The 21,649-nt window shown below is 69.7% G+C and carries 19 protein-coding genes, 1 pseudogene and 1 riboswitch; of the genes and pseudogenes, 10 read left to right on the top strand and 10 right to left on the bottom strand.

The features are described 5' to 3' along the window. The first annotated feature begins 184 nt into the window (after positions 1-184). The 4 genes from GA0070613_RS03425 to GA0070613_RS03410 all read left to right on the top strand — a co-directional run bounded on the left by GA0070613_RS03425 (position 185) and on the right by GA0070613_RS03410 (position 5,069). A complete protein-coding gene (locus GA0070613_RS03425; RefSeq protein ID WP_089010952.1) occupies positions 185-1,603 on the top strand; it encodes an RNA-guided endonuclease TnpB family protein in 1,419 nt (472 codons plus the stop codon). 12 nt (positions 1,604-1,615) lie between these two features. Continuing rightward, a complete protein-coding gene (locus GA0070613_RS03420; protein WP_089010951.1) occupies positions 1,616-2,971 on the top strand; it encodes a hypothetical protein in 1,356 nt (451 codons plus the stop codon). Then, positions 2,968-3,780 carry a hypothetical protein gene (locus GA0070613_RS03415; RefSeq protein ID WP_089010950.1) on the top strand — a complete coding sequence of 271 codons (813 nt, stop codon included), beginning with the start codon at positions 2,968-2,970 and terminating at the stop codon, positions 3,778-3,780. The genes GA0070613_RS03420 and GA0070613_RS03415 overlap by 4 nt, the downstream gene beginning before the upstream one ends. 137 nt (positions 3,781-3,917) lie before the next feature. Next, positions 3,918-5,069, top strand: coding sequence for a CapA family protein (locus GA0070613_RS03410; RefSeq protein WP_089010949.1), 1,152 nt, complete (start codon positions 3,918-3,920; stop codon positions 5,067-5,069). A 105-nt stretch (positions 5,070-5,174) separates the two neighbouring features. On the opposite strand, the gene GA0070613_RS03405 is transcribed toward GA0070613_RS03410, so the two are convergent. Beyond that, positions 5,175-5,825, bottom strand: coding sequence for a LysE family translocator (locus tag GA0070613_RS03405; RefSeq protein ID WP_089010948.1), 651 nt, complete (start codon positions 5,823-5,825; stop codon positions 5,175-5,177). A 47-nt stretch (positions 5,826-5,872) separates the two neighbouring features. Continuing rightward, positions 5,873-6,832: a DMT family transporter gene (locus tag GA0070613_RS03400; protein ID WP_089010947.1), complete on the bottom strand. Its 960-nt coding sequence runs from the start codon at positions 6,830-6,832 to the stop codon at positions 5,873-5,875. A gap of 71 nt (positions 6,833-6,903) precedes the next feature. On the opposite strand from GA0070613_RS03400, the gene GA0070613_RS03395 reads away from it, so the two are divergent. Beyond that, on the top strand, positions 6,904-7,815 hold the full coding sequence (locus GA0070613_RS03395) for a LysR family transcriptional regulator (protein ID WP_089010946.1): 912 nt from the start codon (positions 6,904-6,906) through the stop codon (positions 7,813-7,815). A 224-nt stretch (positions 7,816-8,039) separates the two neighbouring features. Here GA0070613_RS03395 and GA0070613_RS33920 read toward each other — a convergent pair whose 3' ends face one another. The 3 genes from GA0070613_RS33920 to GA0070613_RS03385 are packed head-to-tail and all read right to left on the bottom strand — an operon-like array spanning position 8,040 to position 9,458. After that, positions 8,040-8,168, bottom strand: a complete 129-nt coding sequence (locus GA0070613_RS33920; RefSeq protein ID WP_269459029.1) for a hypothetical protein — start codon at positions 8,166-8,168, stop codon at positions 8,040-8,042. Next, the gene (locus tag GA0070613_RS03390; RefSeq protein ID WP_197699039.1) at positions 8,150-8,473 is read right to left on the bottom strand and encodes a maleylpyruvate isomerase N-terminal domain-containing protein; all 324 of its coding nucleotides are present in this window, start codon (positions 8,471-8,473) and stop codon (positions 8,150-8,152) included. Before GA0070613_RS03390 ends, GA0070613_RS33920 begins: the two co-directional genes overlap by 19 nt. Positions 8,474-8,531: 58 nt before the next feature. Further along, positions 8,532-9,458 (bottom strand): NAD-dependent epimerase/dehydratase family protein, encoded by a 927-nt coding sequence (locus tag GA0070613_RS03385; protein ID WP_089010945.1) that lies wholly within the window; start codon positions 9,456-9,458, stop codon positions 8,532-8,534. A 331-nt stretch (positions 9,459-9,789) separates the two neighbouring features. Here GA0070613_RS03385 and GA0070613_RS03380 point away from each other — a divergent pair, with 331 nt between their 5' ends. Further along, entirely contained in the window at positions 9,790-10,704 is a 915-nt protein-coding gene (locus GA0070613_RS03380; RefSeq protein ID WP_089010944.1) for a DMT family transporter, read from the top strand. A gap of 530 nt (positions 10,705-11,234) precedes the next feature. Here the strand turns inward: GA0070613_RS03380 and GA0070613_RS33195 are convergent. Further along, positions 11,235-11,783: pseudogene (locus GA0070613_RS33195) on the bottom strand (GNAT family N-acetyltransferase); the annotation flags it as partial. 47 nt (positions 11,784-11,830) lie between these two features. Between GA0070613_RS33195 and GA0070613_RS03370 the strand changes: the two are divergent. Together GA0070613_RS03370 and GA0070613_RS03365 are read left to right on the top strand one after the other, a co-directional pair. Then, positions 11,831-12,418 (top strand): TetR/AcrR family transcriptional regulator, encoded by a 588-nt coding sequence (locus GA0070613_RS03370; RefSeq protein ID WP_089010942.1) that lies wholly within the window; start codon positions 11,831-11,833, stop codon positions 12,416-12,418. A 225-nt stretch (positions 12,419-12,643) separates the two neighbouring features. Further along, positions 12,644-13,192, top strand: a complete 549-nt coding sequence (locus GA0070613_RS03365) for a hypothetical protein (RefSeq protein WP_089010941.1) — start codon at positions 12,644-12,646, stop codon at positions 13,190-13,192. A gap of 121 nt (positions 13,193-13,313) precedes the next feature. Here GA0070613_RS03365 and GA0070613_RS03360 read toward each other — a convergent pair whose 3' ends face one another. Then, the gene (locus tag GA0070613_RS03360) at positions 13,314-15,533 is read right to left on the bottom strand and encodes a choice-of-anchor J domain-containing protein (RefSeq protein ID WP_089010940.1); all 2,220 of its coding nucleotides are present in this window, start codon (positions 15,531-15,533) and stop codon (positions 13,314-13,316) included. A gap of 236 nt (positions 15,534-15,769) precedes the next feature. Here GA0070613_RS03360 and GA0070613_RS03355 point away from each other — a divergent pair, with 236 nt between their 5' ends. Continuing rightward, on the top strand, positions 15,770-17,083 hold the full coding sequence (locus tag GA0070613_RS03355; protein WP_089010939.1) for an AAA domain-containing protein: 1,314 nt from the start codon (positions 15,770-15,772) through the stop codon (positions 17,081-17,083). Between the two features lie 139 nt (positions 17,084-17,222). On the opposite strand, the gene GA0070613_RS03350 is transcribed toward GA0070613_RS03355, so the two are convergent. After that, positions 17,223-18,035 carry a maleylpyruvate isomerase N-terminal domain-containing protein gene (locus GA0070613_RS03350; RefSeq protein ID WP_089010938.1) on the bottom strand — a complete coding sequence of 271 codons (813 nt, stop codon included), beginning with the start codon at positions 18,033-18,035 and terminating at the stop codon, positions 17,223-17,225. A 260-nt stretch (positions 18,036-18,295) separates the two neighbouring features. Between GA0070613_RS03350 and GA0070613_RS03345 the strand changes: the two genes are divergently transcribed. Next, positions 18,296-19,093 (top strand): inositol monophosphatase family protein, encoded by a 798-nt coding sequence (locus GA0070613_RS03345; RefSeq protein ID WP_089010937.1) that lies wholly within the window; start codon positions 18,296-18,298, stop codon positions 19,091-19,093. Positions 19,094-19,224: 131 nt separating this feature from the next. Here GA0070613_RS03345 and GA0070613_RS03340 read toward each other — a convergent pair whose 3' ends face one another. Continuing rightward, complete coding sequence (locus GA0070613_RS03340) at positions 19,225-20,361, bottom strand: C40 family peptidase (RefSeq protein ID WP_157746258.1); 1,137 nt, start codon at positions 20,359-20,361, stop codon at positions 19,225-19,227. Positions 20,362-20,363: 2 nt separating this feature from the next. Beyond that, a riboswitch (cyclic di-AMP (ydaO/yuaA leader) is annotated at positions 20,364-20,514 on the bottom strand. A gap of 301 nt (positions 20,515-20,815) precedes the next feature. After that, positions 20,816-21,580, bottom strand: a complete 765-nt coding sequence (locus GA0070613_RS03335) for an SDR family oxidoreductase (protein WP_089010935.1) — start codon at positions 21,578-21,580, stop codon at positions 20,816-20,818. Between the last annotated feature and the right edge of the window lie 69 nt (positions 21,581-21,649).

Here is a 21,649-nt window from a genome sequence, read left to right as displayed (position 1 = left end):
GCTACAGCCGGGCTTCGACGCCGACCGGCGGAAGGTTGTGGTGTATTGCCGGGTCTCGTCGCCGGGTCAGAAGTTCGACTTGGCCTTGCAGGTGGCGGCGATGCAACAGTTCTGCCTCCCTGTACGGTCTGCGCCGCTACGAGAAGGAGCTGAAAAGGACGGACTTGACCATGGACGGTGACCGGTGAAGGTCACCCGGATCGCCTATTCGGCCCGACTGAATCCGGGCAAGTACGCCGCCCTGGTGGAGCAGGCCCGCCGGTTGGGCCGGGTGCGCAGCGAGGTGTGGCAGCGCTACGGCTCGATCGCCGGGGTTGGGTCTGGGTTGGCAGATCGGCAGGTACGGGACCGGTGGCTGGTCGACGGCACGCACATCCGGTTTGGCGTGCTGGCGAACGCGTGGAAGGAAACCCTCCGCGACGCCATGGCCGACATCGCCGCGAACCTCGAGGCGGCCAAGGTCGACGTCCGGCGAGCGATAAGCCGACGCACCAACGACCCGGCCGAGCGTAAGCGGATGTTCACCGCCTTGAAGGCCGACCAGTGGGCCAGTGACCCGTTCCTGGCCCGGCAGATGCGCAAGCACTGGAAGCGTGGGCGCAACCGCACGCATCATCAGATCGTGGTGCGCGCCGACAAGTACAGCACCGCCGTCGATCGGAGGGGCCGGTTGTGGCTGGCGGTTCCCGGTCTCGAGCCCCGCAAGATGGTTAGGATTCCGCTGTCCACGACCGTGGCGCCGACGGGTACGTTGCGGCTGGTCCTGCGCAGCGGCCGGGTTGAGGTGCACTACCAGATCGACGCGGCGCAGATGCGGTCGTCGCAGCGGCCGTGCGGCGACCGAAGGCTCGGTGTGGACAAGGGCTACACGGAAGCCCTGACCGACTCCGACAGCCAGCCCCACGGTGTAGGGCTCGGCGTGATGCTGTCCAGTGAGTCGGACCGGTTGAAGGAACGTAACCGGCGGCGGGCGAAGCTGCGTTCGATCGCGAACAGCGCCGCCCTGCGTGGGGATCACGCGAAAGCGCACCGGATAACGGTCAACAATCTCGGCGCGGTGAAGCGGGATCGGCAGGCGGCACGGCATCGGGCGCGGGTACGGACGGAGATTTTCACCGCGGTGCACGAGGTCGTGGACGAGGCCGGTACCGTGATCGCCGAGGATCTCACCAAGCGCTTCACCGGCCGCAAAAAGCTTCCTAAGAACATCAACCGGCGTCTCGCCACGTGGACCAAGGGAGTCACCGCCGAGGCCCTGAAAAGCGTGTCGGAGCGCAGAGGTTCTGCGCTCGTTCTCGTCAATGCCGCCTACACCTCACAAACCTGTCACCGCTGCGGCCGGTTCGGCCGCCGCAGCGGGGACCGGTTTCACTGCACCTCGTGCGGGGTGGCGTGGCAGGCCGACGTGAACGCCGCGATCAACATCCTGCAAAGAGCCGGCGACCCCGACATCGCCCTGCACACCCCACACCACGTGGTGAAGCAGATCCTGCAGGACCGGAACGATCGCCACCGGACCAGACTGCCGGTCCAGGACTCCAGCCCAACCACCGCTGGGCGGAGAGCGAATTATCCGAACTGCTCAGCTATGAGCAACGAGTAGGAAGCAGGTGTCATGCGGCGTCGTCAACTGCTGGCGTCCGGGATGTTCACGGCGATCGGGCTCAGCGCCGGCGAGCTGCTAACAACAGCGCCGGCCGCCGCCGAGACGGTCCCGCTGAAGAGCGTCGGCACCCAGCTGCCGGTGGACGACCTGCTGGCGATCGAGCTCGACGAGGCGCGCGGCCGCCTCTACATCGCCCAGGGGGTCGGTGGCGGGCTGCCGCTGGTGGTGACCGACCTCGACGGCCGGCTGCTGAACCGGGTCACGGCCGTCGGCGACATCTCCGACCTCGTCCTCAGCGACGACGGGCGCATCCTGTACGTGGCCCAGGGCTTCAACCGGATCGTCGCGTTGGACGCCGATACGCTCACCATGGTCGCCAGCTACCCCGCACCCCCGGGCGCCTGGCTGTACACCGTCGAACCGACCGGTGAGAAGGTCGTCGGCGGGTTCATCGACGCGGGCATCGGCTCCGGCGGTCTGCTGATCTGGTCCGCCCCCGGCAGCCCGCCGGTGGTCTACACCGCGGGCCCCAACTACCACCCGATCATCGACGCCAGCCCCGGCGCGCCGGGCCTCCTCGTCGCCGGCGACACCGGCTATTCGCCGGTCACCACGTACGCCATCGACGTCTCTGGTGACAGCCCGAGGATCCTCGCCCGGCGGGACAACACCGGCAGCAACCTGATCGACTACGCCGTGAGCCCGGACGGCACCGAGGTGGTGGAGACGGTCGGCCACCCGTACGAGCACCACTCGTACCGGCTGCCGGATCTCGGCGACGCCACCGTCTATCCCAGCGGCGTCTATCCGCAGGACGCCGCCTGGTCCGGGGACGGCTCGACCGTCGCCATCGGCCGCGCCTCGACCTCCACCGGTGACGCCGACGTCTACCTCTACGACAAGGGCAGCACGGTCCCGACGTACGCCGTCGACTTCCGCAGCGGCGACAGCCTGTGGGAGGGCACGCTGCTGGTCAACCGGGACGGCACCCGGGCCTGGGCGGTCAGCTCGACCGACCCCTACCAAGAAACGCAGCTGCTGCACTCCTTCGGGCCGGCGCACCCGCCGACGCCGCCGATCACCGACCTCGCCGTCACCGCCCAGGTGGGGACCGGCAAGGAAAAGGGCACCGCGCAGCTCACCGTGACCTGGAGCTCGCCGATCGGCGACGACAACTACTGGTGGATCACCGCGTCGACCAACGGCGGGGCCGAGCGGGAGTTCTGGCGCGGCAAGCTGGACGCCAGCGGCAGGTACACCCTCACCTACTCGCTGCCCCGCGGCACCACCACCTTCACGGTCCGGTACCGCGACTACTACCAGTTCTACCCGGACGGCTACGCAACCGCGGGGCTGCAGCGATGAACGCACCGACCCGGCGGCGCCGTCCGCTCGTCCGCTGCGGCGTACTGGCGCTGCTGCTGACCACCGGTGTTGCCGGCTGCGCCCGACCGGGTGCTGCCGGCGCCGTCTGGGCCACCTCGGCACCCACCGTCGGGGCGGCGGCGCCCACTGGGGCGGCGGCGACGAGTGCCGCCGCGGTGCCGGCCCCCACGCCGAGCAACCTGGCCGCGAGCGCCTCCCCGACATCCAAACCGCGCACGCCGGCGACAGCGCGGGCCGGCTCGGCCGCCGCCCCGCCGCCGGCCCCGGCTGCCAGGGCCACCCCGGCCCCGGAATTCCCCCGCGGCTACACCCTGCTGTCGCAGACCTGCACCCTCCAGGCCGGCCAGCAGGTGTACGTCTCGCGCAGCGGCAAGACGAAGGGAAACTTCCGCTTCTGCACCCAACGGCTGCGCAAGAACGACACGGGCCGCTACTACCTCAACCCGTACGTCTTCGTCGAGCCCTTCTTCCTCGACGGCGGCCGATGGCTCCCGGACTCGCGTGAGCCGCTGAGCCTGACCATCACCTGCCGGGTCATCCACGCCGGCGAACAGGACTACTCCCTCACCGCCACCTCACCGAGCGGGAACGGGCCCGGGCACACCGCGTCCTGCGGCCGGCTGGTGCCGCACGCCGTCAGCCCGACGACGGGCAGCGACGCCTACACGATCCGGTTCAGCGGATACACCTCGGGCGGGCACTACGGCGTGCTCGCCTTCGACACCGAGGTGCATTTCCCGGGCGCCGGCAAGCCGACCCCGGAGCAGCAGGTGACCGTGCCCTCCTAACCCGCCAGTACGACTACCGCTTTTCCTCACCAATCGACTCGCTGGCAGGCGGAGTGGGCTGCGGCTGTAGAGGTGAGAGCCGGTGACCTGCCGGATTTCCCGCCCCAACCTCCTGCGATGACGTGAAGATAGTTCATATGAGGAGAGTGTCGTCTGCCCTGCTTCTGTCGGTCCTACTCGCGGCCGGCTGTAGCGGCACACTCGGCCGCGCGGACACCAAGCCGCCCGGGGGAGCTTCGACCGCCAGCCGCTCGCCCGCGCCGAGAACCAAGATCACCGTCGTCGCCGCCGGTGACCTCTTGGTACATCCTGAGTTGACGGCGCAGGCCGGGGCCGACGCCCTCGTCGCCGGACGCGCCGGCCACGACTTCACCCAGGTCCTGGCCGCGGTACGGCCGGTGGTGAGCCGGGCCGACCTGGCGATCTGCCACATGGAGACCCCACTGGCGGAGCCGTCCGGCCCGTTCACCGGTTACCCGGTCTTCAGCGTGCCCCCCGAACTGGCCGATGCCGCGGCATGGGCTGGTTTCGACACCTGCTCGACAGCGTCCAACCACTCCCTCGACACCGGTCTACCGGGTATCCGCCGCACCCTCGACAAGCTGGACCAGGTCGGACTACGCCATGCCGGGACCGCGCGCAGCGCGCAGGAGGCCGCGCGGCCCAACATCCTCGACGTGGCTGGGGTGAAGGTGGCCCAGTTGTCGTACGCCTTCGGTTTCAACGGCATCCCTCGGCCTGAGGGGCAGGACTGGGCCGCGAACCTAGCCGACCGCAGCGCGATCCTGGCCGAGGCTCGGCGGGCCCGGAACCTGGGTGCGGAGATTGTCATCCTGTCGATGCACTGGGGCACGGAGTACCAGAACAAACCGAACGATGACCAGCTCCAGCTCGCCCGGGGGCTCCTCGCCTCACCCGACATCGACCTCATCGTGGGCCACCACGTACACGTGGTGCAGCCGTTCGAAAAGATCGGCAAGAAGTGGGTCGCGTACGGGATGGGCAACTTGACCACGTACGGCTCCGAGGAGAGCACCCAGCAGGCGGTGGTGCCACAGTTCACCTTCACTCGTGCGGCGTCGGGCCGGTGGGAGGTGAGCGACGTCGAGGTGCACGCCACCTGGATGCAGTACCAGCCGGCGGCCCGGGTGGTCGACCTGGCCAGCGCTGTGAACGACGTCCGGGCGCCCGAGGATCGCCGGGCCGCCCTGGCCCGCGTCCAGGAGCAGATCACCCGGTACGTCGATATGAGGGGTGCCCTGGCCGCCGGGCTCCAGATGCGGCGCTGACCGTCACGCCGTCTTTCCCCGACCTCAGGTACCCGCAGTCTGCCCGCAGTAGTAGGACCTCGGCGGCTTTCCCGCGCACCAGCGCGACATCGGCAGAAAGTGCAATCACCGGGTCTCAGCTGCCAGGCGTAGACCGAGGGCGATGAGAACCGTTCCACTGACCGCATCGAGCCGGCGGCGGACCGCTGGTCGGCGGAACCACGCGCCAGCACGCCCCACTATCGCGGCCAGCGTGAGATACAGGGCGATCTCGACAACGACCTGAAGCAGGGCGAGAAGTGCAGCCGTGGCGAACAAGGGCCGGTCGGCGGGTACGAACTGCGGATAGAACGCGATCATGAACGCGGCGGCCTTGGGATTCGCCAGCATCACCACCGCGCCCTCACCGAACGCCTTCGACCAGCCGCGCGCCGAAGTCGATGGTGTGCTGTCGTGGAGTTCCAGGCCTGTACCGGCCTTGCGGCTGCGCCACGCCGTCCGCCACGCCTTCACTCCCAGATACAGCAGGAAGCCTGCGCCGACGACGCGGAGCACGATGAAGGCAACCTCCGAGGCCGCGACCAGGGCGGCCAGACCGGCAGCGGCGAACAATGCCCAGAGGTAGAGACCGGTCTCCAGGCCAAGCACCGTCGGTACGGCGGCCGCAAAGCCCTTCAGAGCGGCGCGGCGCATGATCAACGCCATTGCTGGACCTGGTGACGCGGAGATCAGCACGACCGCGGCGACAAAGGCGGGCAGCGTAGCAACAAGGTCCATAGTGGGCATCCTTTCCTACGTAATTGTCGAGTTGCGCGCTTGTTGATCTAGCGGTGCGGGTGGGCGACGTCATGGCGGGCTGGTCGGGCCAAACTGGCGGCTGGAGTCTGCGGTCCCGCGTCGGTGGCGGCACCCACGGCTGTGCCCGTGCCCTCCCGGCGGCTGATCACGGCACCGACGAGGACGACCACGCCGCCGATCAGCGCCGCAGGAGGGATGCTCTCGTCGAGGACGACGAAACCGATGCCGATGGCCAGTACCGGCACCAAGTACAGGGAGGTGGCGGCTGCGGCCACCGACAGGCGCGCCTGGGCGTAGGCCCAGGTTACGAAGCCGAGGGCGCTGGGGGCGATGCCCAGGAAAAGTAGGGCTAGGACGGCGTCGCCGGAGGCTTGCGGGGCCTGGTGAACCAGAGCAGGAAGCAGCGGCAGGGACAGCGCGGTGCCCGACCACACGACGTAACAGGTCAGTTCCAGCCCTCGGTAACGGACGAGTAGGGGCTTCTGAAGCACGAAGAACAACGCCTGGGCGACGGCCGCGCCGAGGACAAGCAGCGCGTCCTTGCTGGGCGTGAATCCGTCACCTTCGGCCACGGCGATGATCGTGGCGCCGGTGAATCCCAGCGCCAGAGCGATGACGCCGCGCTGGTGCAGGCGCTCACGCAGCAGGATCAAGGCGAGCACGGAGGCAACGATCGGCGCGCTGTTGACCAGCAGGCTGGCGGTGCCAGCCGGCACGCTGCGTTCGCCGGCGTTGAGCAGGATCTGGTAGGCCGTCATGCCGGTCAGGGCGCAGCCGAAGATGCGGGCCAGATCGGAGCGGGCGGGTCGGCGTACGCCCAGCAGCGGGGCGATCACCGCCAGCATCAGCGACGCCACCATCAGGCGCCCCACCGACAGGCCAGCCACGCCGAAGTCGGGAAGGGCTACCCGGATGGCCACGAACGCCGACGCCCACAGGGCCACGGTGACGCCCACCGCAACGCCGACTCGTTGATTACCGATCATGCCGCTACCTTGCCGAGGCAGAGCCATAAGCGCCATTAACAACACTTCGAGCTATCTTGTAGCGTTGCTTTATGCTCGACGTTCGTCGCCTGCGTGTCTTGCTGGCCGTGGCCGAGCACGGTGGCGTCGCCGCCGCCGCGCGGGCCCTGACGTTCACCCCGCCGGCGGTGTCGCAGCACATCGCCGCGCTCGAACGCCAAGTCGGCGTGCCGCTGGTCGACCGCAGCGGTCGCACCGCCCGGCTGACTGCGATCGGTCACCGCCTGGCCGGACATGCCCGTCAGGTGCTTGCCGCGCTAGAGGCCGCTGAAGCCGACGTGGCGACCATCGGTGGTGCCCTGCGCGGCACGCTCACCATCGGCACGACTACTCTCGGTGCCGCACTGGTGCCTGCCGTGCTGACCACGCTGCGCGTCACCGCGCCAGAGGTGGATCTGCGCATCGAACAGTGCGAACCGGAGGAGAGCCTGCCTGCCCTGACCCGCGGCGAGCTCGACCTTGTCCTGGCCGGTGAATATGGCCTCGCGCCGCACCGGCGGCCCGCACACCAAGACCGCATCGACCTGTTCACCGAGCCGCTCCTGGTCGCCGTCGCCGCCGACCACCGTCTCACCGGGCCCGACGTCGATCTCGCTGAACTGCGCGACGAACGCTGGATCGCCCCGGCCGCCGGAAGCTCCTGCGAAGCGATCCTGCAGCGCTCCTGTGCCCTGGCCGGCTACGAACCCCACGTGGTGGCACACTGCGGCGACTTCGCCGTCGCCGTCGCCCTGGCAGCGGCTGGCCACGGCGTCACCCTGCTCCCCAGCATCGCCACACCCACCACAACCGGGCACCACGGCCCGATCAGGCTGCTACCCGTCCGCCAGCCTCACATCCACCGCACCCTGTACGCCGCCATCCGCCACGGCACCCGCCAACACCCTCTGATCAGCTGTCTCCTCGACACGTTGATCAGCAACGCCCGACAGTTGCGGCGTTGACCCCGTAGGGATTGTCTGAGTAAGCGTGTGACCCGGCGGCGGCCCAACGATCCCGGGTCACGGCCCGCGAGCACCCACCCGGCGAGCGCCGCGAGCACCGGCAGGCCGACGACCGTCGCCGCCAGGTGCGCGACCGGTACGCCGCGAGCGCCCCGAGGTCGCAGTGCAGCACGAGCATCCCGGCTGGGCCGGAATCCGATCACCGGCCCGATCGTGTTACCCCGTCAGGGGATGGCGAAGAAGTCGAGGAACCGGAAGGCCAGCCACGGCTTACGGCCCCACGCCCGCAGCTTCCCGCGCGCGATCAACGGCCACTGGCCGTTCAGGCCCGCGCTCAACAGGAAGAACGACACCGGGTCGACCGAGATGGTGCAGTCGACCCGCCCCGGCGCCGTGTCGGCGCCTGGGCATTCGCGGCGGCCAGCCCGGCCTTCGTCCCATCCCCGTGTGCCGCCGGTCGGCCGGCGGCGATCGTCGCCATGAGTTCGTTGGCCATTGCCAGATGGGCCGCCGCCTCGGCGACGGCCCACTCCGCGCCGGGGATGGGGATGTCGGCGTCGGGTAGGGCGCCGATCAGGTCGGCCAGCCGCCCGGCCACGGCAAGGATTTCGCCGGACAGGTCGCCGCGCTCGGTGGGGTCAGCCGTTGCCTGGGCCATGACCGCGAATCTTGGCCGACCCCGAACCTCCTGTCCAGCGCGCCCTGATAACGGGCGTTCAGCGGATCGCCTGCGCCACCAGCGGGATGCCCTCGCGGTAGGTCGGCACCGCCGGAGCCCAGCCCAGCTCGCGCTTGGCCTTGGCGTTGGAGACGCGCATCGAGGTGGTCATCAGCGCGTGGGCGTACGGGATGGGCCGCAGCAGCCAGGTCGGGACCCGCCACGGCCGGCGCGCCCCGAGCTCGGCCGCGAGCGTGTCCAGGTAGTCACCCCAGCGCACCGGCTCGTCGTCGACGATGTTGTACGCCTGTCCGGCGCGCCCCTTCTCCAGGGCGGCCACGGTGGCCGCGGCGGCGTCCTCCAGGTAGATGAAGTTGGTGAAGCCGGCGGACGAGGCCACCGGCAACCGGCGCTTGCGCACCAGGTTGACGATCATGCGGGTCATGCTGTCCTGGCCGTAGAAGAATCCGTAGCGCAGCGCGATGCCCTCCATCTCGTCGGCCGAGAACACCTGCTCCTCGGCGGAGCGCATGGCCGCGACGGCGGCTCCGAACTGGCCGGTCATGGGTTCGCCGAACGGGGCATCCTCGGTGATCACGTGCGGGCCGTGGTCGCGGTAGCCGTACCCGAGCACGATCGACTGGGTGACGAAGCGGTGGGCGCCGACTGCCCGGGCGGCCGCGAGGAGGTTGGCGGTTCCGGTGGTACGCAGGTTGTTCGTGCCCTCCATCGCCTCCCGCATCTTCGTGGTGCCCAACGCGGTCAACTGGTGCATGACCGCGTCGGCCCGCACCCCCCGTACGGCGGCGAGCAGGCTCTCGCGGTCCAGCACGTCGGCCACCACGGCCTCGGCGCCGGCGTTGCGCAGCCGCTCGGCGTTGGACTGGCTGCGGCTGATGCCGACGACCTGATGGCCGGCGGCGAGGAGTTGGCGGGTGAGGGGCGTACCGATGGCGCCCGAGGCGCCGGCGAGCAGAACTCTCATGGCTTCGGTCCCTTCCTGTAGGTCTCGCCCCTGTGGACGGATTACCGGTCGGTCATGTGATGACCCGGCGGTGTGTCATCCCGCACAGCCGACGTCGTCCTTGCCGAGAATGCGTCGGCTCGCGAAACGGGTTCGTGCCGTCCAGCGGCGTTGAATAGGATCGGGACATGGCCCGGACCTTCCACATCATCAGCCCGCCGCGCTTCTGAGCGGGGCGCCTCTGCTCACCGTGTCCAGCTGGTGTCGGCTGGACGCGCGGCCCGTGCAGCGCTGAGTCCGGTACGCCCCGCTTCCGCGACCCCAATTCCTTCGTCGCAGGAGCGATTTCTTCATGCTTGTCTCCGAACACCCGGTGGCCGCCGCCCGGCGCTCCGCCACCGGCCTGTGGTCTCTTGTCATCGCCGGCGTGCTGTGGGGCACCGGTGGCCCCACCGGCAGCCTCCTCGCCCACGAAACGGGGCTGTCACCGCTGGCTGTGGCCGCCTACCGGCTCGCCGCCGGCGGCATACTCGTCTTGATCTGGCTCGGTCTGACGCGGCAGCCGCTGCCACGCGGCCGGCACGCCTGGGCCCGGCTGGTCGTGAACGGACTGCTCGCCGCCGTTTTCCAGGCCTGCTTCTTCGCCGCGGTGTCAGTGACCAACGTCAGCCTCGCCACCCTGCTCACCATCGGCGCCTCACCAGCCCTGGTCCTCTCCGCTGAACGGATCACCAGACGGCGGCGGATCGGCGCGTCGATGCTCGCCACGGTGGCGCTGGCCGTCAGTGGTCTGGCCCTGCTCGTCGGTACGCCGGCCGACGGTATCACCACCAAGGATGCGCTCACCGGAGCCGGACTCGCATTGTTTTCGGCAGCTGGCTTCGCCGCCATCACCGTCATCGGCACCCGGCCCGTCGCCGGCCTCGACGATCTGGCCGGGACCGGCGTGAGCTTCGCGATCGGCGCGGCCGTGCTCGCCCCTGCGGCCACGGTGACATCCAGCATGGATTTCGTCCCGACCCCGGCGGCCGTGGGACTGCTGCTCCTACTCGGCATCGCACCCACCGCGATGGCGTACGCCCTCTACTTCCGGGGCCTGCGCACCACCGCGGCGAGTACGGCAGCGCTGATCGCGCTCCTGGAACCACTCGTCGCCACACTCCTGGCCACGCTGTTCCTCGGCGATCGCCTCAGCTCGACCGGGCTCGTCGGCGCCGGGCTGATCACGATCGCCATCGTGCTGAACACCCGCAGCACGCCCCACTGACCAGCGGGGCCCGGGCAGGACCAATCGGAACCTGCCCGGGCCCCGGGTCTCCGGGACGTCGGCGCTTCGACCGGGAGCAGCGATCGTCAGGCAGGCTCGTCGTCCCAGGCCAGCGAGCTCATCTTCCAGCCCGATGGGGTTTTGACGAACTGGGTCGTCTTCGTTCCCCCGCCCTCGAACCACTCGCCGTGCAGGTAGCCGGACTTGCGGTACTCGCTGAACCGGTGGGCGATCGAGCCGTAGATTTCGGTGGTCTCCGAGGTCTCCCATTCCCGGAACTCGGTCAGCGTCCCATCGGTGAGGATCTTCTCGCGAGGTTCGACGAACTGGCGCAGGTCGTAGATCACCGGGGTCGCGCCGACGTTGCTGATGATCATCCCTTCGGGGATGAACACCTCGTAGATCGCCTCGACGTTCGGCCTGGCGCCGCCCGGGTTGGCAAAGGCGCCCAGGAAGGTGGCCATCAGGCCGTCGAGTTCGGCTTTTACATCAGCGGACATGATGATGGCTGGTGAGCAGGCCCGGCCGGCGCGGCGGGCCCGCCACCCGTCGGCCAGCACCGACCAGATCTCAAGGTCGATCCGTCCGCCCGCTCCGTCCGGATAGACCTGACGCAGCGTTCCGTCGTGGCTCATTCCCAGCCGCTGCGCGACCGCGATGCTGCGTTCGTTGCCCGATTTGGTGCGCCACTCGATGCGAGCAATCCCGCGCTCGTCGACGGCCCAGTCGATGATCCGCTCTGCGGCTCGGGTGATCAGCCCGCGGCCCTGCGCGCCGGGCTCCAGCCAGCAGCCCGCTTCGCAGACGCCCAGCGCGGTGTCGAAGGAGACGAACATGACGCCGCCGATCAGGCGGCCGTCCAGCCAGATGCCCCAGATGCCGCCGCCGTCGCAAGCCCGCTTGTCCGCGTAACGCTGCAGTACCGCGCGAGCCTCGCCTACGTCGCGGGCGACGAACGCGGGCGAGACCCACGGCAGGATGTGCTCGCGCGCCCGGTCCAGGTGGTAGAGGAACTCCTCTGCGTGCCAGGGCTCGAGCGGGCGCAGCACGGCCGAGTCGGTGAGGGGCAGTGCGAACATCACAGCCTCCGTACATAACAAACGTTTGGCATGTACGCTAACAGGCCATGACCCCGGCACGTACCGACCATGACTCCCGGCGCCAGGACGTCTCGGAGGCGGTATGGCAGGTCCTGGCCGAGCACGGCTTCGGCGGCCTCACCATGCGCGCCGTTGCGGCGGCCCTGGGCTCCTCGACCGGACTGGTCACCCACTACTTCGCGGGCAAGCGCGAACTGATCGCCCACGCCCTCGACATCCTCGAGGTACGCACCGCGCAGCGCCCCCGGCAGGCCGCTCCCGCACCTGGACGGGCGGCGCTGCGCACGCAGATGCTCAACATCCTCCCGCTGACCCCCGATGCAGCGGCGATGAACCGGATCTGGGTCGGCTCCTGGGACGTCGCCCTGTCCGACCCTGACCTGTTTGCCGCCCAGAGCCTTCGCTACGAGCGCATCCGGGTGGGCCTGCGCACCTCCATCGAGGACGCCCAACGGCTGGGCGAGCTTCCCGACGGTGACTCGGGCCGGCTCGCGACGACCGTGCTGGCGTTCACCCACGGCCTGGTGGTTCAGGCGCTGTTCGACCCCGAGCGGCTACCGGCCGCGACACAAACCCGGCTCGTCGACGACTTCCTCGCAGCTCTCACCCGCTGATTCGCGGCGCTCAACTCCCCAGCACCGAAAATGGCCGCTTCTCCGGCGCGGGTCGCGGCGATGACGGCCGCCGCCACGCGGATCGGGAACGACCTCGCCGTGCGGCGTTGACGCGGAACGAGCCAGGCCCCGGGGACGGGATCGGAGGGGCGGGCGGTCAGGTCCAGCGGGCCGGACCGCCGTGATTGTCCACAACGGCGGCCGCACCGGCGTAGGGTCGGCGGCGTGGTAGGGGCGGGGCGTCGATACCGGTACGTCGGGCCGGCGGACGTGCGGGCGTCGGTCGCCGACGCCCCTCAGGGCTGGCCCATCCGATCACCGGTCGATCTCGACACCTACCTGGCGGCTGCAGATCCGCGCGACCGCGACGAGCCCTTCACCTACGTCGTCGACCCCGGCGGTACGTTGCGGCTCGCGCCGAGACGCAGCGAGCACGTCGCCTGCGCCGGCGGTGGGGAGGTCCTCGGCGCGGGAGAGATCGCCTTCGCCGGCGAGCGGGACGGCTGGGTCGTCACCGAGGTGAGCAACCACTCCACCGGCTACTGCCCCGATCCCACCTCGTGGCTGGCGGTGGCGGGCGCCCTCGACAGGGCGGGTATCTGCCGCCCGGAAGGCTTCACCGCGGCCGTCGTCTTCCGGCGCTGCCTTGACTGCGGCGAGCGCAACCTCGTCCGCGACGACGACTACATCTGCGCGCTCTGCGGTGCTGAGCTGCCGGAGGATGTGGAACCTCGGCTGACAGCCCAGCGGTCGACCGACCAGCGTCCGCGCTGACGACCGAGCCGGCTGAGAGCGCGCTCAGTCATCCGGACGTACGCGGCGGCCGGTTGCCGGCCCGCCAGGACACCTGCCACCAGAGCGGCGACAGGTGCCCGGGCGATCTTGCCGGGTCAGGTCAGGCGCCGCCGCCACCGGGCTGGACGACTCCGTTGACCTTCAAGGTGTAGGGCGCGTACTGGTTGACCTGCTCGGTCGGCTCGTCGTAGGCGACCACGGCGACGACCTTCTCGAACGGGCTGAGCAGGGCCAACTGCTCTCGGCTGAGCGTCAGGCCGGACCTGCCGTCGAACTCCACCTGCCGTGCGGACGAGTGCCGCTCGTCGATGCCGATCAGCCGCAGGTTCCAGTTCTTGACACTGATCGGCCTGATCTCGGTCGGCGAATCGAACGGCGCGAGACTGCTCCCGTCGCTGATCGTCGTGCCGCCGATGGTGATGTCGTCGATCAGCCACCCGCCCTCGTTGACGCCGCCGTCGCTGACATAGCGGAAGCCGAGCAGGACGGTCTTTCCGGCGTACGCGGACAGGTCGTACGAGTGTGCCTCGAACCCGTCGGTCGTACCGTTGACCGCCGGGCCGAGCGGCCCGTCGACCGTCTTGTCGCCGGGGATGGCGGTGTAGGTCGCGCCGCCGTCGGTGGAGACGGTGACGTAGCCGTAGTCGAAGCCAACCTCCGCGCCGTACTTGGCGAGGAAGCGCAGCGTCGGGTCGGCGGTCGGCACGGCGACCGACGTGACCGCCCCCGCGTCCGTGTTGCTGTCGTTTCCGGACCAGAGGACGGGGTTCCCGGACCGGTCCGGATCGTTCGACACGACGGTCCACTCCAGCGGGAGCGGCGGCAGGGTCTTGGCGCCCTGGAACGACAGCGACCGCAGGTCGCGGCCGCGCAGGACCTGCCCCTTGGCGTCCTGCAGCGGTACGTAGTCGGCACCGTTCGGTGCCGCGCCCGGGGTGGCGTTGGCGGCCGGGTTGGCCAGGTTGACCGTGGACCGCAGGCTCGGCGTGGTCACCCGGCTCTTCGATACGCCGAGCATGACCCCGTGGCGCTCCCCGACGATCTTGTCGACCAGCGTCATCGTCTGGTAGTCGTGGATGACCTGGTACATGTTCGTGGCGCCCTCGGCCTTCAGCGCCGCGTCCAGGCTGGCCAGACCCTGCAGCTCACCGTCGTTGTGCAGGCGGGAGATGATGTCCGTGCCGTACCGGTCGTGGAGGAACTGCATGAACGAGTACGCGTTGCCGTAGTCGGCGAGCACCGCGTTCGGGTTGGGGCTCTCGCCCCAGAGCGTTAGCGAGTTCTCCGGGCCGCCGCAGTCCCGCGGGTTGGTGTTGAACGGCGTCTGCACCGTGCCGAAGCCCTGGTAGCAGTAGAGGTGGCTGTCGGCTCCCCGGTCGAAGACGGTCGCCGTGGTGTCGACGTAGCCGACCAGCGTCTGGGCGAAGTCGGACAGACCCTCGTTGACCCAGCTCGTCTCGAAGGGGTCGGTGTAGTAGTGCGCCAGGTGCTGCCACTCGTGGGCGAAGGTCCCCTCGTAGAGGTGCGGGCGGGCGGGGCGGCTGGTGCACAGGTCGCCGGTCGGCTCGTTCGGCGGGTTGGCACCAGTACGGTGCAGCCAGTCGAACGCGTCGATGGTCATGACGTTGCGGTCGAAATACTCGTTGAGCGCGGCCGAGAAGAACCCGGCGATGTAGGTCGGCGCGGCCGGGAACGTGTAGTAGTTGTCGTCCCGGACGTTGTCGACGAGGGTGACGGTCTTGTTGCCACCGCCGGTGTAGACGCCGCCGTTGCCGCTGGCGTCCGGCCCGAGCCGGGCGTTGCTGCCGTCGCGGTCCGGTGGCGTGCTGAACGCCGCCGTCTCCTTCGGATACATGTTGTTGTCGAACTCGTTGACGAGGTTCGTGACCTGCGCGTCGGTGATCTGCGTCGACGAGGGGATCTGGGTCCGGCAGTCGCCGGCCGGGAAAGCGATGTCGTTGGCGACCCACACCTCGATGTTGTTGCCAACTGCCCGCAGCGTGTAGTTCTTGCGGTAGTACCGGCCCTGGAAGTCGTCGAGCCCGAGCCACTGACGGACTGTGCCAACGGGCGGAGTCGCCGCTGCTGCCATGGTTTCCGAACGCGCCTGCGCGCGCGGCTGGTATCGGGCGGGCGTCTGGACCTTGTGGCCGTCCAGCGTGAAGTCCTTGCGGGTGAGCTCTCGGACGTCGCTGGGCCCATCCTTCTTCGCGGCGGCCGGTTGGGCGGGGGCGGCCGCCGCGGCTGACGCGGGAAGGACGCCCAGGAGTGGTAGGACGAGTGCGATGGCTGCTGCCCCGGCGATGCGGCTGCGTGCCATTGGCCCCCCTCGGGTTTTGTGAATCCGGTCAACGATCTTCGTCGCAAGTAACCGGGCTGACATTCACGTTCGTACGCCCATTAGTTGCCTGTGGCAATCGTCTTACCGCACGACTTGGCATACGGCGATGCGGTCGGAGCACGGGGCGAGGGCCAGGACCGCGGACGTGAGGTGACCGGAGGATGGTCAGGCCCTGGCGGTAGGGTCCCGGCGATGCCCCGTCGAGAGGTGTGGTCATGCTTGCTGGGCTGGAGGTGCCGCCCGCGGTCGAGGCGGAGCGGGTGATCCCGGCCGTGCTGGCCGACCTGCGCTCCGGCGCGCACCGCGGCGTGGTGGTCGACTCGCCGCCCGGCGCCGGCAAGTCCACGCTGGTGGTGCGCGCCGCCGTCGAGCTGGCCGCCGCCGGCGAGCCGTTGATCATCATCGCGCAGACCAACGAGCAGGTCGACGACCTCATCGACCGGCTCGCCCGCAGGGCCCCCGAACTGCGCATCGGCCGGCTCTCCGCCGCCGACTACCGGCCCTCCGATCGGGTCAAGGACCACGACACCGTCCGGGTCGCCGCCAAGGTCGCCGACCTCGGCGGTCCGGCCGTCATCATCGGTACGGCTGCGAAGTGGGCCACCATCGCCGAGGGCTGCTGGCCGTGGGCGATCGTCGACGAGGCGTACCAGATGCGGTCGGACGCCCTGTTGCGCGTGGCCGGCCGGTTCGAGCGGGCGCTGTTCGTGGGCGACCCCGGGCAGCTCGACCCGTTCTCCACGGTCGAGACCGTGCGCTGGACAGGCCTGACCTGGGATCCGATGCAGTCGGCGGTGGCGGTGCTGCTGCGCCACAACCCCGAGTTGCCGGTACACCGCCTGCCCGTGTCGTGGCGGCTGCCCGCCTCGGCGGCGCCGGTGGTCGCCGCGGCGTTCTACCCGTTCACCGGGTTCCGCGCCGGTACCGGCCCCGACGACCGGGCGCTGTCGTTCACCGAGCCTGGGCCGGGTGACGCACTCGACGCGTCCGTGGAGCTGGCCGCGACGACGGGCTGGGCGCTGTACGAGCTGCCGGCCCGGCACACCCCGCGTACCGACGGGGAAGCCGCCGCGGCCTGCGCGGCCCTGGCCCTGCGGGTGTTGCGGCGCGGAGCGGTCGCCGTCTCCGAGCACGCGCCGGCCGGCGCGCCGGTCACCGCGGACCGCATCGCCGTCGGGGCCGCCCACCGCGACCAGGTCGCGGCCATCCGCGCGCAGCTCGGCGAGGCCGGGGCGGGCATCACCGTCGACACCGCCAACCGGCTCCAGGGCCGCGAGTACGACGTGACGATCGTGCTGCACCCGCTGTCCGGACGGCGGGACGCGACGACCTTCCACCTGGAGTCGGGGCGGCTCTGCGTGCTGACGTCCCGCCACCGGCACGCCTGCATCGTGGTGGCGCGGGCGGGCATCGGGGAATTGCTGGACGCCCACCCGTCGACGGAGACGGTGCACCTCGACGTGCCGGTCAAGTTCCCCGACGGCTGGGCCGCCAACCAGACGATGATCGCCCATCTGGGCGCGAGCTAGCTGCTGTTGCGTCCGTGGACGTTGCGGGACGGCAGTCCCGGTCGCGAGGGCCGGTGGGGAGAACCCTGCGGCGGCAGCGTTCGGGCACGCCCGACTGCCGTCCGGCCCGGCTCAGCGTCCCTCGGCCCTTGTCATGCCGTCACGGGATGGCGAAGAAGCCGAGGAACCGGAAGGCGAGCCACGGCTTGCGTCCCCACGCCCGCAGCTTCCCGCGCGCGATCAACGGCCACTGGCTGCTCAGACCCGCGCTCAAGAGGAAGAACGACACCGGGTCGACCGAGATCGTGCAGTCGGCCCGGCGGTGCGGGATGTCGCTCACCGTGGCGACTCCGTCGGCGAAGAGCACCGAGAACCGGGAGAGACCGCGCAGCCGCAGCTCGTAGCACGCGGTCAGGTCCTGAACGGCGGTCCGGTCGACGAGGCGGGGCATCGTGACGTGGATGAACGGCAGGATGAGTTCGACGTGCCGCGGCCGGACGATCGGTGGCTGCCGGAGGGCGCTGGCGATCGCGCTGCCGTGGCTGAGCATGTGCGCGAGCAGGTAGCAGCTGAACACCCCCAGCGGCATCGGGCCCATGGGCGTGTCGACGACATCCGCGGCGGGTCGGGCCCGGGCCGCCTCCAGGAACGCGGCGGCCTGTTCCGTGATCCGCTGCGCGAGCACGGCCGGGTCGCGTTCCGTGTGCTCGGTCAGCGACTGCGCGTTCGCGCTGGCCAGGCCGGCCTTCGTGCCGTCGCCGTGAGTCGCCGGTCGGCCGGCGGCGATCGTCGCCATGAGTTCGTTGGCCATCGCCAGATGTGCGGCCGCCTCGGCGACGGTCCAGGACGCACCGGGGATGGCGATGTCGGCGGTGGGCAGCGCGCCGATCAGGTCGGCCAGCCGCTCCGCCACGGCAACGATTTCGTCGGAAAGGTCAGCGCTCTCGGCGCGGTCAGCCGTCGTCTGGGCCATGACCGCCGATCTTGACCGATCCCGAGCCTCCTGTCCAGGCACCTAGTGCCTTGACCGCACAGGTTCACCGGGTTGGTGGTCGCGTCGATGGCGCCGAGGGCCGATTGGATGTTGGTGGCGCCCGAAATAGTGCGGGCGACGTCGCGGTGGTTGCCGGCCACGCTTCGCGGACGGTGGTGAGCTGCACTCCTGCGGCCGTCGGGGCGGGACGATGCTGGTCTGACCGGTGGGGATCAGCTTCGCCCCGTATTCTGCACGGCATGATCAACTCGTACGCGAGTCCCGACGATGCCGGGGTTGCGGTAGCTGCGGCACGTGCCGGCGCGGACGTGGTGAGCAACATGTACGGCCAGCGGCTCACCCGCATCGACAAAGGCGCCGGGGACTTCGCCACCGCCGCCGATGTGGAGGCTGAGCAGACGATCCTCGGCGTCATCCGTGCCGCCCGGCCCGATGATGGGGTGCTCGGCGAGGAAGGCGGGCAGCGGGGCGCGGCCGACGCTGTGCGCCAGTGGTTGGTGGATCCCCTGTGCGGCACGCTGAACTACGCGGTCGGCAACATGCTGGTGGCCGTCAACGTGGCGCTGCGCAACGGGGCAGCGGCGGTGGCCGACCCGTTCAGCGGCGAGGTCTTCTTCACCGACGGTGAGACCGCCTGGGTGCGGCACGACGGGGTCGATGCGCAGCTGACGCCCACCCCCGTCACCCAGCTGGTGGACGTCAACCTGGATCCGCCGTTCCCGAGCGCGCCCGGATTCCGGGCCGTGGACCTGCTGACCCGCCCCGAGTTCGTCGAGCGGTTCCGGCCGCGGGTCGTGTCCACGACGCTGGCCTTGGCCTGGGTTGCGGCCGGCAAGCGCGCCGCATACGTCACCGATGGCGGTGACCTGTCCTGGAGTGTGCATTTCGCCGCCGGCATCGCTGTGTGCCGGGCCGCCGGCTGCGTAGTCACCGGGATCGACGGCGCCCCGATCGGGCAGGCAGGCCGCGGGCTCGTGGTGGCCGCCGATGCCGAGACCCACGGGCTGCTGATGTCGATGATCCGCAGCCGAAGCTAGTGCTGTGACCGCATAGGTTTCGCCGGGCTGGGTCAGGCTGCGGCTTGGAGGGGGCGCCCGCCCCAGCGGATGCCCTTCTCGCTGCGGATGCTTGCTCTTTGACGATGCCCGGTGGCTCCGGACCGGACGGGTCAGCCGGGGCGGCGAGCACCGCTGTAAGGCATAGTCGCCAGCTGGGCCATTCGGACCACGTCCCCGGTGTGCGGGGCGTGGACGATCAGCCCGTTGCCGACGTACATACCCATGTGATGGTGATCGGCGTAGAAGAAGACGAGGTCACCCGTGCGAAGGTTCGCTCTGCTCACCGCCACACCTGCGGTCCATTGAGCACCTGTGTAATGGGTCAGCTGCACCCCGGCGGAAGCCCACGCGTACTGGGTCAGGCCGGAGCAGTCGAACGAGTCTGGACCGTTGGCCGCCCACACGTACGGCTTGCCGATCTGCTTGCACGCGGTCTTCGCCGCGACGCCGCCGCTACCCGTGATGGGGACGGCGGGGCACTTCCCACCGATGAACAGTGGACTGCTCGACGTGATGGGTGAGGTGCTGCTCGCGGTGGCGGCTGACTGGGCGGCGGCTGCGGCTCTGGCCGCCGCGGCGTCCGCGGCCGCCTTGGCCGCCGCGGTCGCCTCAGCGGCGGCGGTCTGTCGGTGTAGCGCATCCAGCCGCTTGATCTCGGCGTCGATGGCCTTCTTGCGAGCCGCTAGCTGGGCCTGCTGGCGCTGCCGTATCGCGATCAGCGCGTCGACCTTCTCCTTGTCGGCGTCGTAGCTCGCCTGCTGGGTCGACAGCCGGGTGATCTGTCGCTGCTCCGAATCTGCCACCTGATTCACGAGCGCGAGTTGATCCCCCACCGCTGTCGGCGGCGAGCCGCGGGACAGCAGGGCGTTGAATGTGGAAAGCGACTTCTCCCGCTTGTAATACCCCGCCACAATCTCCTGGACCTGGGTCCTGCTGATCTCCACCGACTTGCCGAGTGGCTCGATCCTTCGGCTCAGTTCGGCCGATCTCCGCTGGTTCGCGGCCAGTTCCGACCGGACCTTGTTGTATTGCTCGATGACGGGTTCGAGCTTCTGCCACGCCGCGTCGATCTGCTGCTGCACATCGGCGGCCGACGGTGCGGCGTGGGCGTGGGCCGCTGGCCCGACGGCCACCATGGCCGCCGCCGCGACGGCGAGGATTCTGGTGAACAGACGCGATCCGGCAGGCCGGGTGCGCACGGGTGGCAACGGGGTCGGCTCCTTCCATTCGAGGCCGACGCACGTCACCGCGCACCTACCTCGACCGCCTGCCGGGTTAGCTGACGGGTTCGGGCGTGGAAGTCGCCCTACCGCTGATGCGGATTCACCCCGAAACCTGCGGTGGTTCCCCGGCTCGCCTGGCGACGCCAATGACGTCCAGCGACTCGGCGGTGGCCGTCCCGGGGCACTCCAGGTGGAGACCGACATCCGGAACGGACGCTGACAACATTAGTGAGGACGGCCCGAGGAAATCAACGAGCGGGTAATGCCAATTCTCTGCGCTGTCAGGCGCGCACATTGGGTGCCGGAATTATGCGTACGATAAGACTCCGCTAATCGGAATCTTAATCATCCCTAATCTTGGCTTTCAACCTGCGCTGTTTCCTACGGCAACCCTCAGGTGACGCTTAACCGTTTTCCCGACGTCATGGCGCCTCCCCCGTCCCGTAAGCGAACCACCCGCCGCCGGGGCCGGCCGAGGCTACCTGCCGTGCGGGTCGGACGCGTTGAGCGTCGCGACGACCTGGTCGTAGTCGCCGCGCGCCTCGCCGTAGCGGAGGAACTTCACCCGCTCGACCTGGATCTCCTTCGCGTCGGGCTGCGCCTCGAGCAGCGCGACGACCTCCGCCACGAACTCGTCGAGCGGCATCGCGAACTCGCTGTTCTCCTGCCCGGGCAGCAGCGAGGTACGGACGGCCGGAGGTTCCAGCTCCACGACCTTCACGGTCGTGTCCGCGAGCTGCAACCGGAGAGACTCGCTGAGCATGTGGATCGCGGCCTTCGACGCGTTGTAGCTCGGGGTGACCTTGAGCGGCGCGAACGCGAGGCCCGAGGAGACGGTGACGATGGTGGCATCCGGCTGCGCCCGCAGGTGCTCGATGAACGCGGCGATGAGGCGGATCGGGCCGAGCACGTTGGTCGTCACGGTCGTCTCGGCCGAAGTGAGGAACGATTCGGGCTGGTGCCAGTCCTCGATGCGCATGATGCCGGCCATCGTGACGAGGACGTTGAGGTCCGGGTGCTTCGCCAGCACCTCCTTCGCGGCCGAGTCGATGCTCGCGGGGTCCGTCGTGTCGATCTTGATAGCGTCGATGCCGGGGTGCTCTGCGGCGATCTTGTCGAGCAGGTCGGCGCGCCGACCGCCGACGATGATCGTGTTGCCCTTGGCCCGCAGCTCGAGCGCGAGGGCGAGGCCGATTCCGCTCGTGGCGCCGGGGATGAAGATGGTGTTTCCGGAGATGTTCATGCTCCGAGCCTCGCCGATCGTCCGGCCTGGGGGCAGAGACCGGTTATCGGGGGATCGGCAATCCCTGGC

The organism is Micromonospora inositola, from assembly GCF_900090285.1.
Lineage (GTDB): Bacteria > Actinomycetota > Actinomycetes > Mycobacteriales > Micromonosporaceae > Micromonospora > Micromonospora inositola.
The sequence above is the reverse complement of the archived record's forward strand: the minus strand, read 5'-3'. Positions and strand labels throughout refer to the sequence as shown.

What these genes read in the sequence shown, in the direction of transcription:
- GA0070613_RS03400 (WP_089010947.1), bottom strand. Translation starts at nt 6,832, where the DNA reads ATGATCGGTAATCAACGAGTCGGCGTTGCGGTGGGCGTCACCGTGGCC.
- GA0070613_RS03395 (WP_089010946.1), top strand. Translation starts at nt 6,904, where the DNA reads ATGCTCGACGTTCGTCGCCTGCGTGTCTTGCTGGCCGTGGCCGAGCAC.
- GA0070613_RS03405 (WP_089010948.1), bottom strand. Translation starts at nt 5,825, where the DNA reads ATGGACCTTGTTGCTACGCTGCCCGCCTTTGTCGCCGCGGTCGTGCTG.
- GA0070613_RS03420 (WP_089010951.1), top strand. Translation starts at nt 1,616, where the DNA reads ATGCGGCGTCGTCAACTGCTGGCGTCCGGGATGTTCACGGCGATCGGG.
- GA0070613_RS03380 (WP_089010944.1), top strand. Translation starts at nt 9,790, where the DNA reads ATGCTTGTCTCCGAACACCCGGTGGCCGCCGCCCGGCGCTCCGCCACC.
- GA0070613_RS03355 (WP_089010939.1), top strand. Translation starts at nt 15,770, where the DNA reads ATGCTTGCTGGGCTGGAGGTGCCGCCCGCGGTCGAGGCGGAGCGGGTG.
- GA0070613_RS03345 (WP_089010937.1), top strand. Translation starts at nt 18,296, where the DNA reads ATGATCAACTCGTACGCGAGTCCCGACGATGCCGGGGTTGCGGTAGCT.
- GA0070613_RS03385 (WP_089010945.1), bottom strand. Translation starts at nt 9,458, where the DNA reads ATGAGAGTTCTGCTCGCCGGCGCCTCGGGCGCCATCGGTACGCCCCTC.
- GA0070613_RS03415 (WP_089010950.1), top strand. Translation starts at nt 2,968, where the DNA reads ATGAACGCACCGACCCGGCGGCGCCGTCCGCTCGTCCGCTGCGGCGTA.
- GA0070613_RS03370 (WP_089010942.1), top strand. Translation starts at nt 11,831, where the DNA reads ATGACCCCGGCACGTACCGACCATGACTCCCGGCGCCAGGACGTCTCG.
- GA0070613_RS03360 (WP_089010940.1), bottom strand. Translation starts at nt 15,533, where the DNA reads ATGGCACGCAGCCGCATCGCCGGGGCAGCAGCCATCGCACTCGTCCTA.
- GA0070613_RS03335 (WP_089010935.1), bottom strand. Translation starts at nt 21,580, where the DNA reads ATGAACATCTCCGGAAACACCATCTTCATCCCCGGCGCCACGAGCGGA.
- GA0070613_RS03410 (WP_089010949.1), top strand. Translation starts at nt 3,918, where the DNA reads ATGAGGAGAGTGTCGTCTGCCCTGCTTCTGTCGGTCCTACTCGCGGCC.
- GA0070613_RS03350 (WP_089010938.1), bottom strand. Translation starts at nt 18,035, where the DNA reads ATGGCCCAGACGACGGCTGACCGCGCCGAGAGCGCTGACCTTTCCGAC.
- GA0070613_RS03390 (WP_197699039.1), bottom strand. Translation starts at nt 8,473, where the DNA reads ATGGCCCAGGCAACGGCTGACCCCACCGAGCGCGGCGACCTGTCCGGC.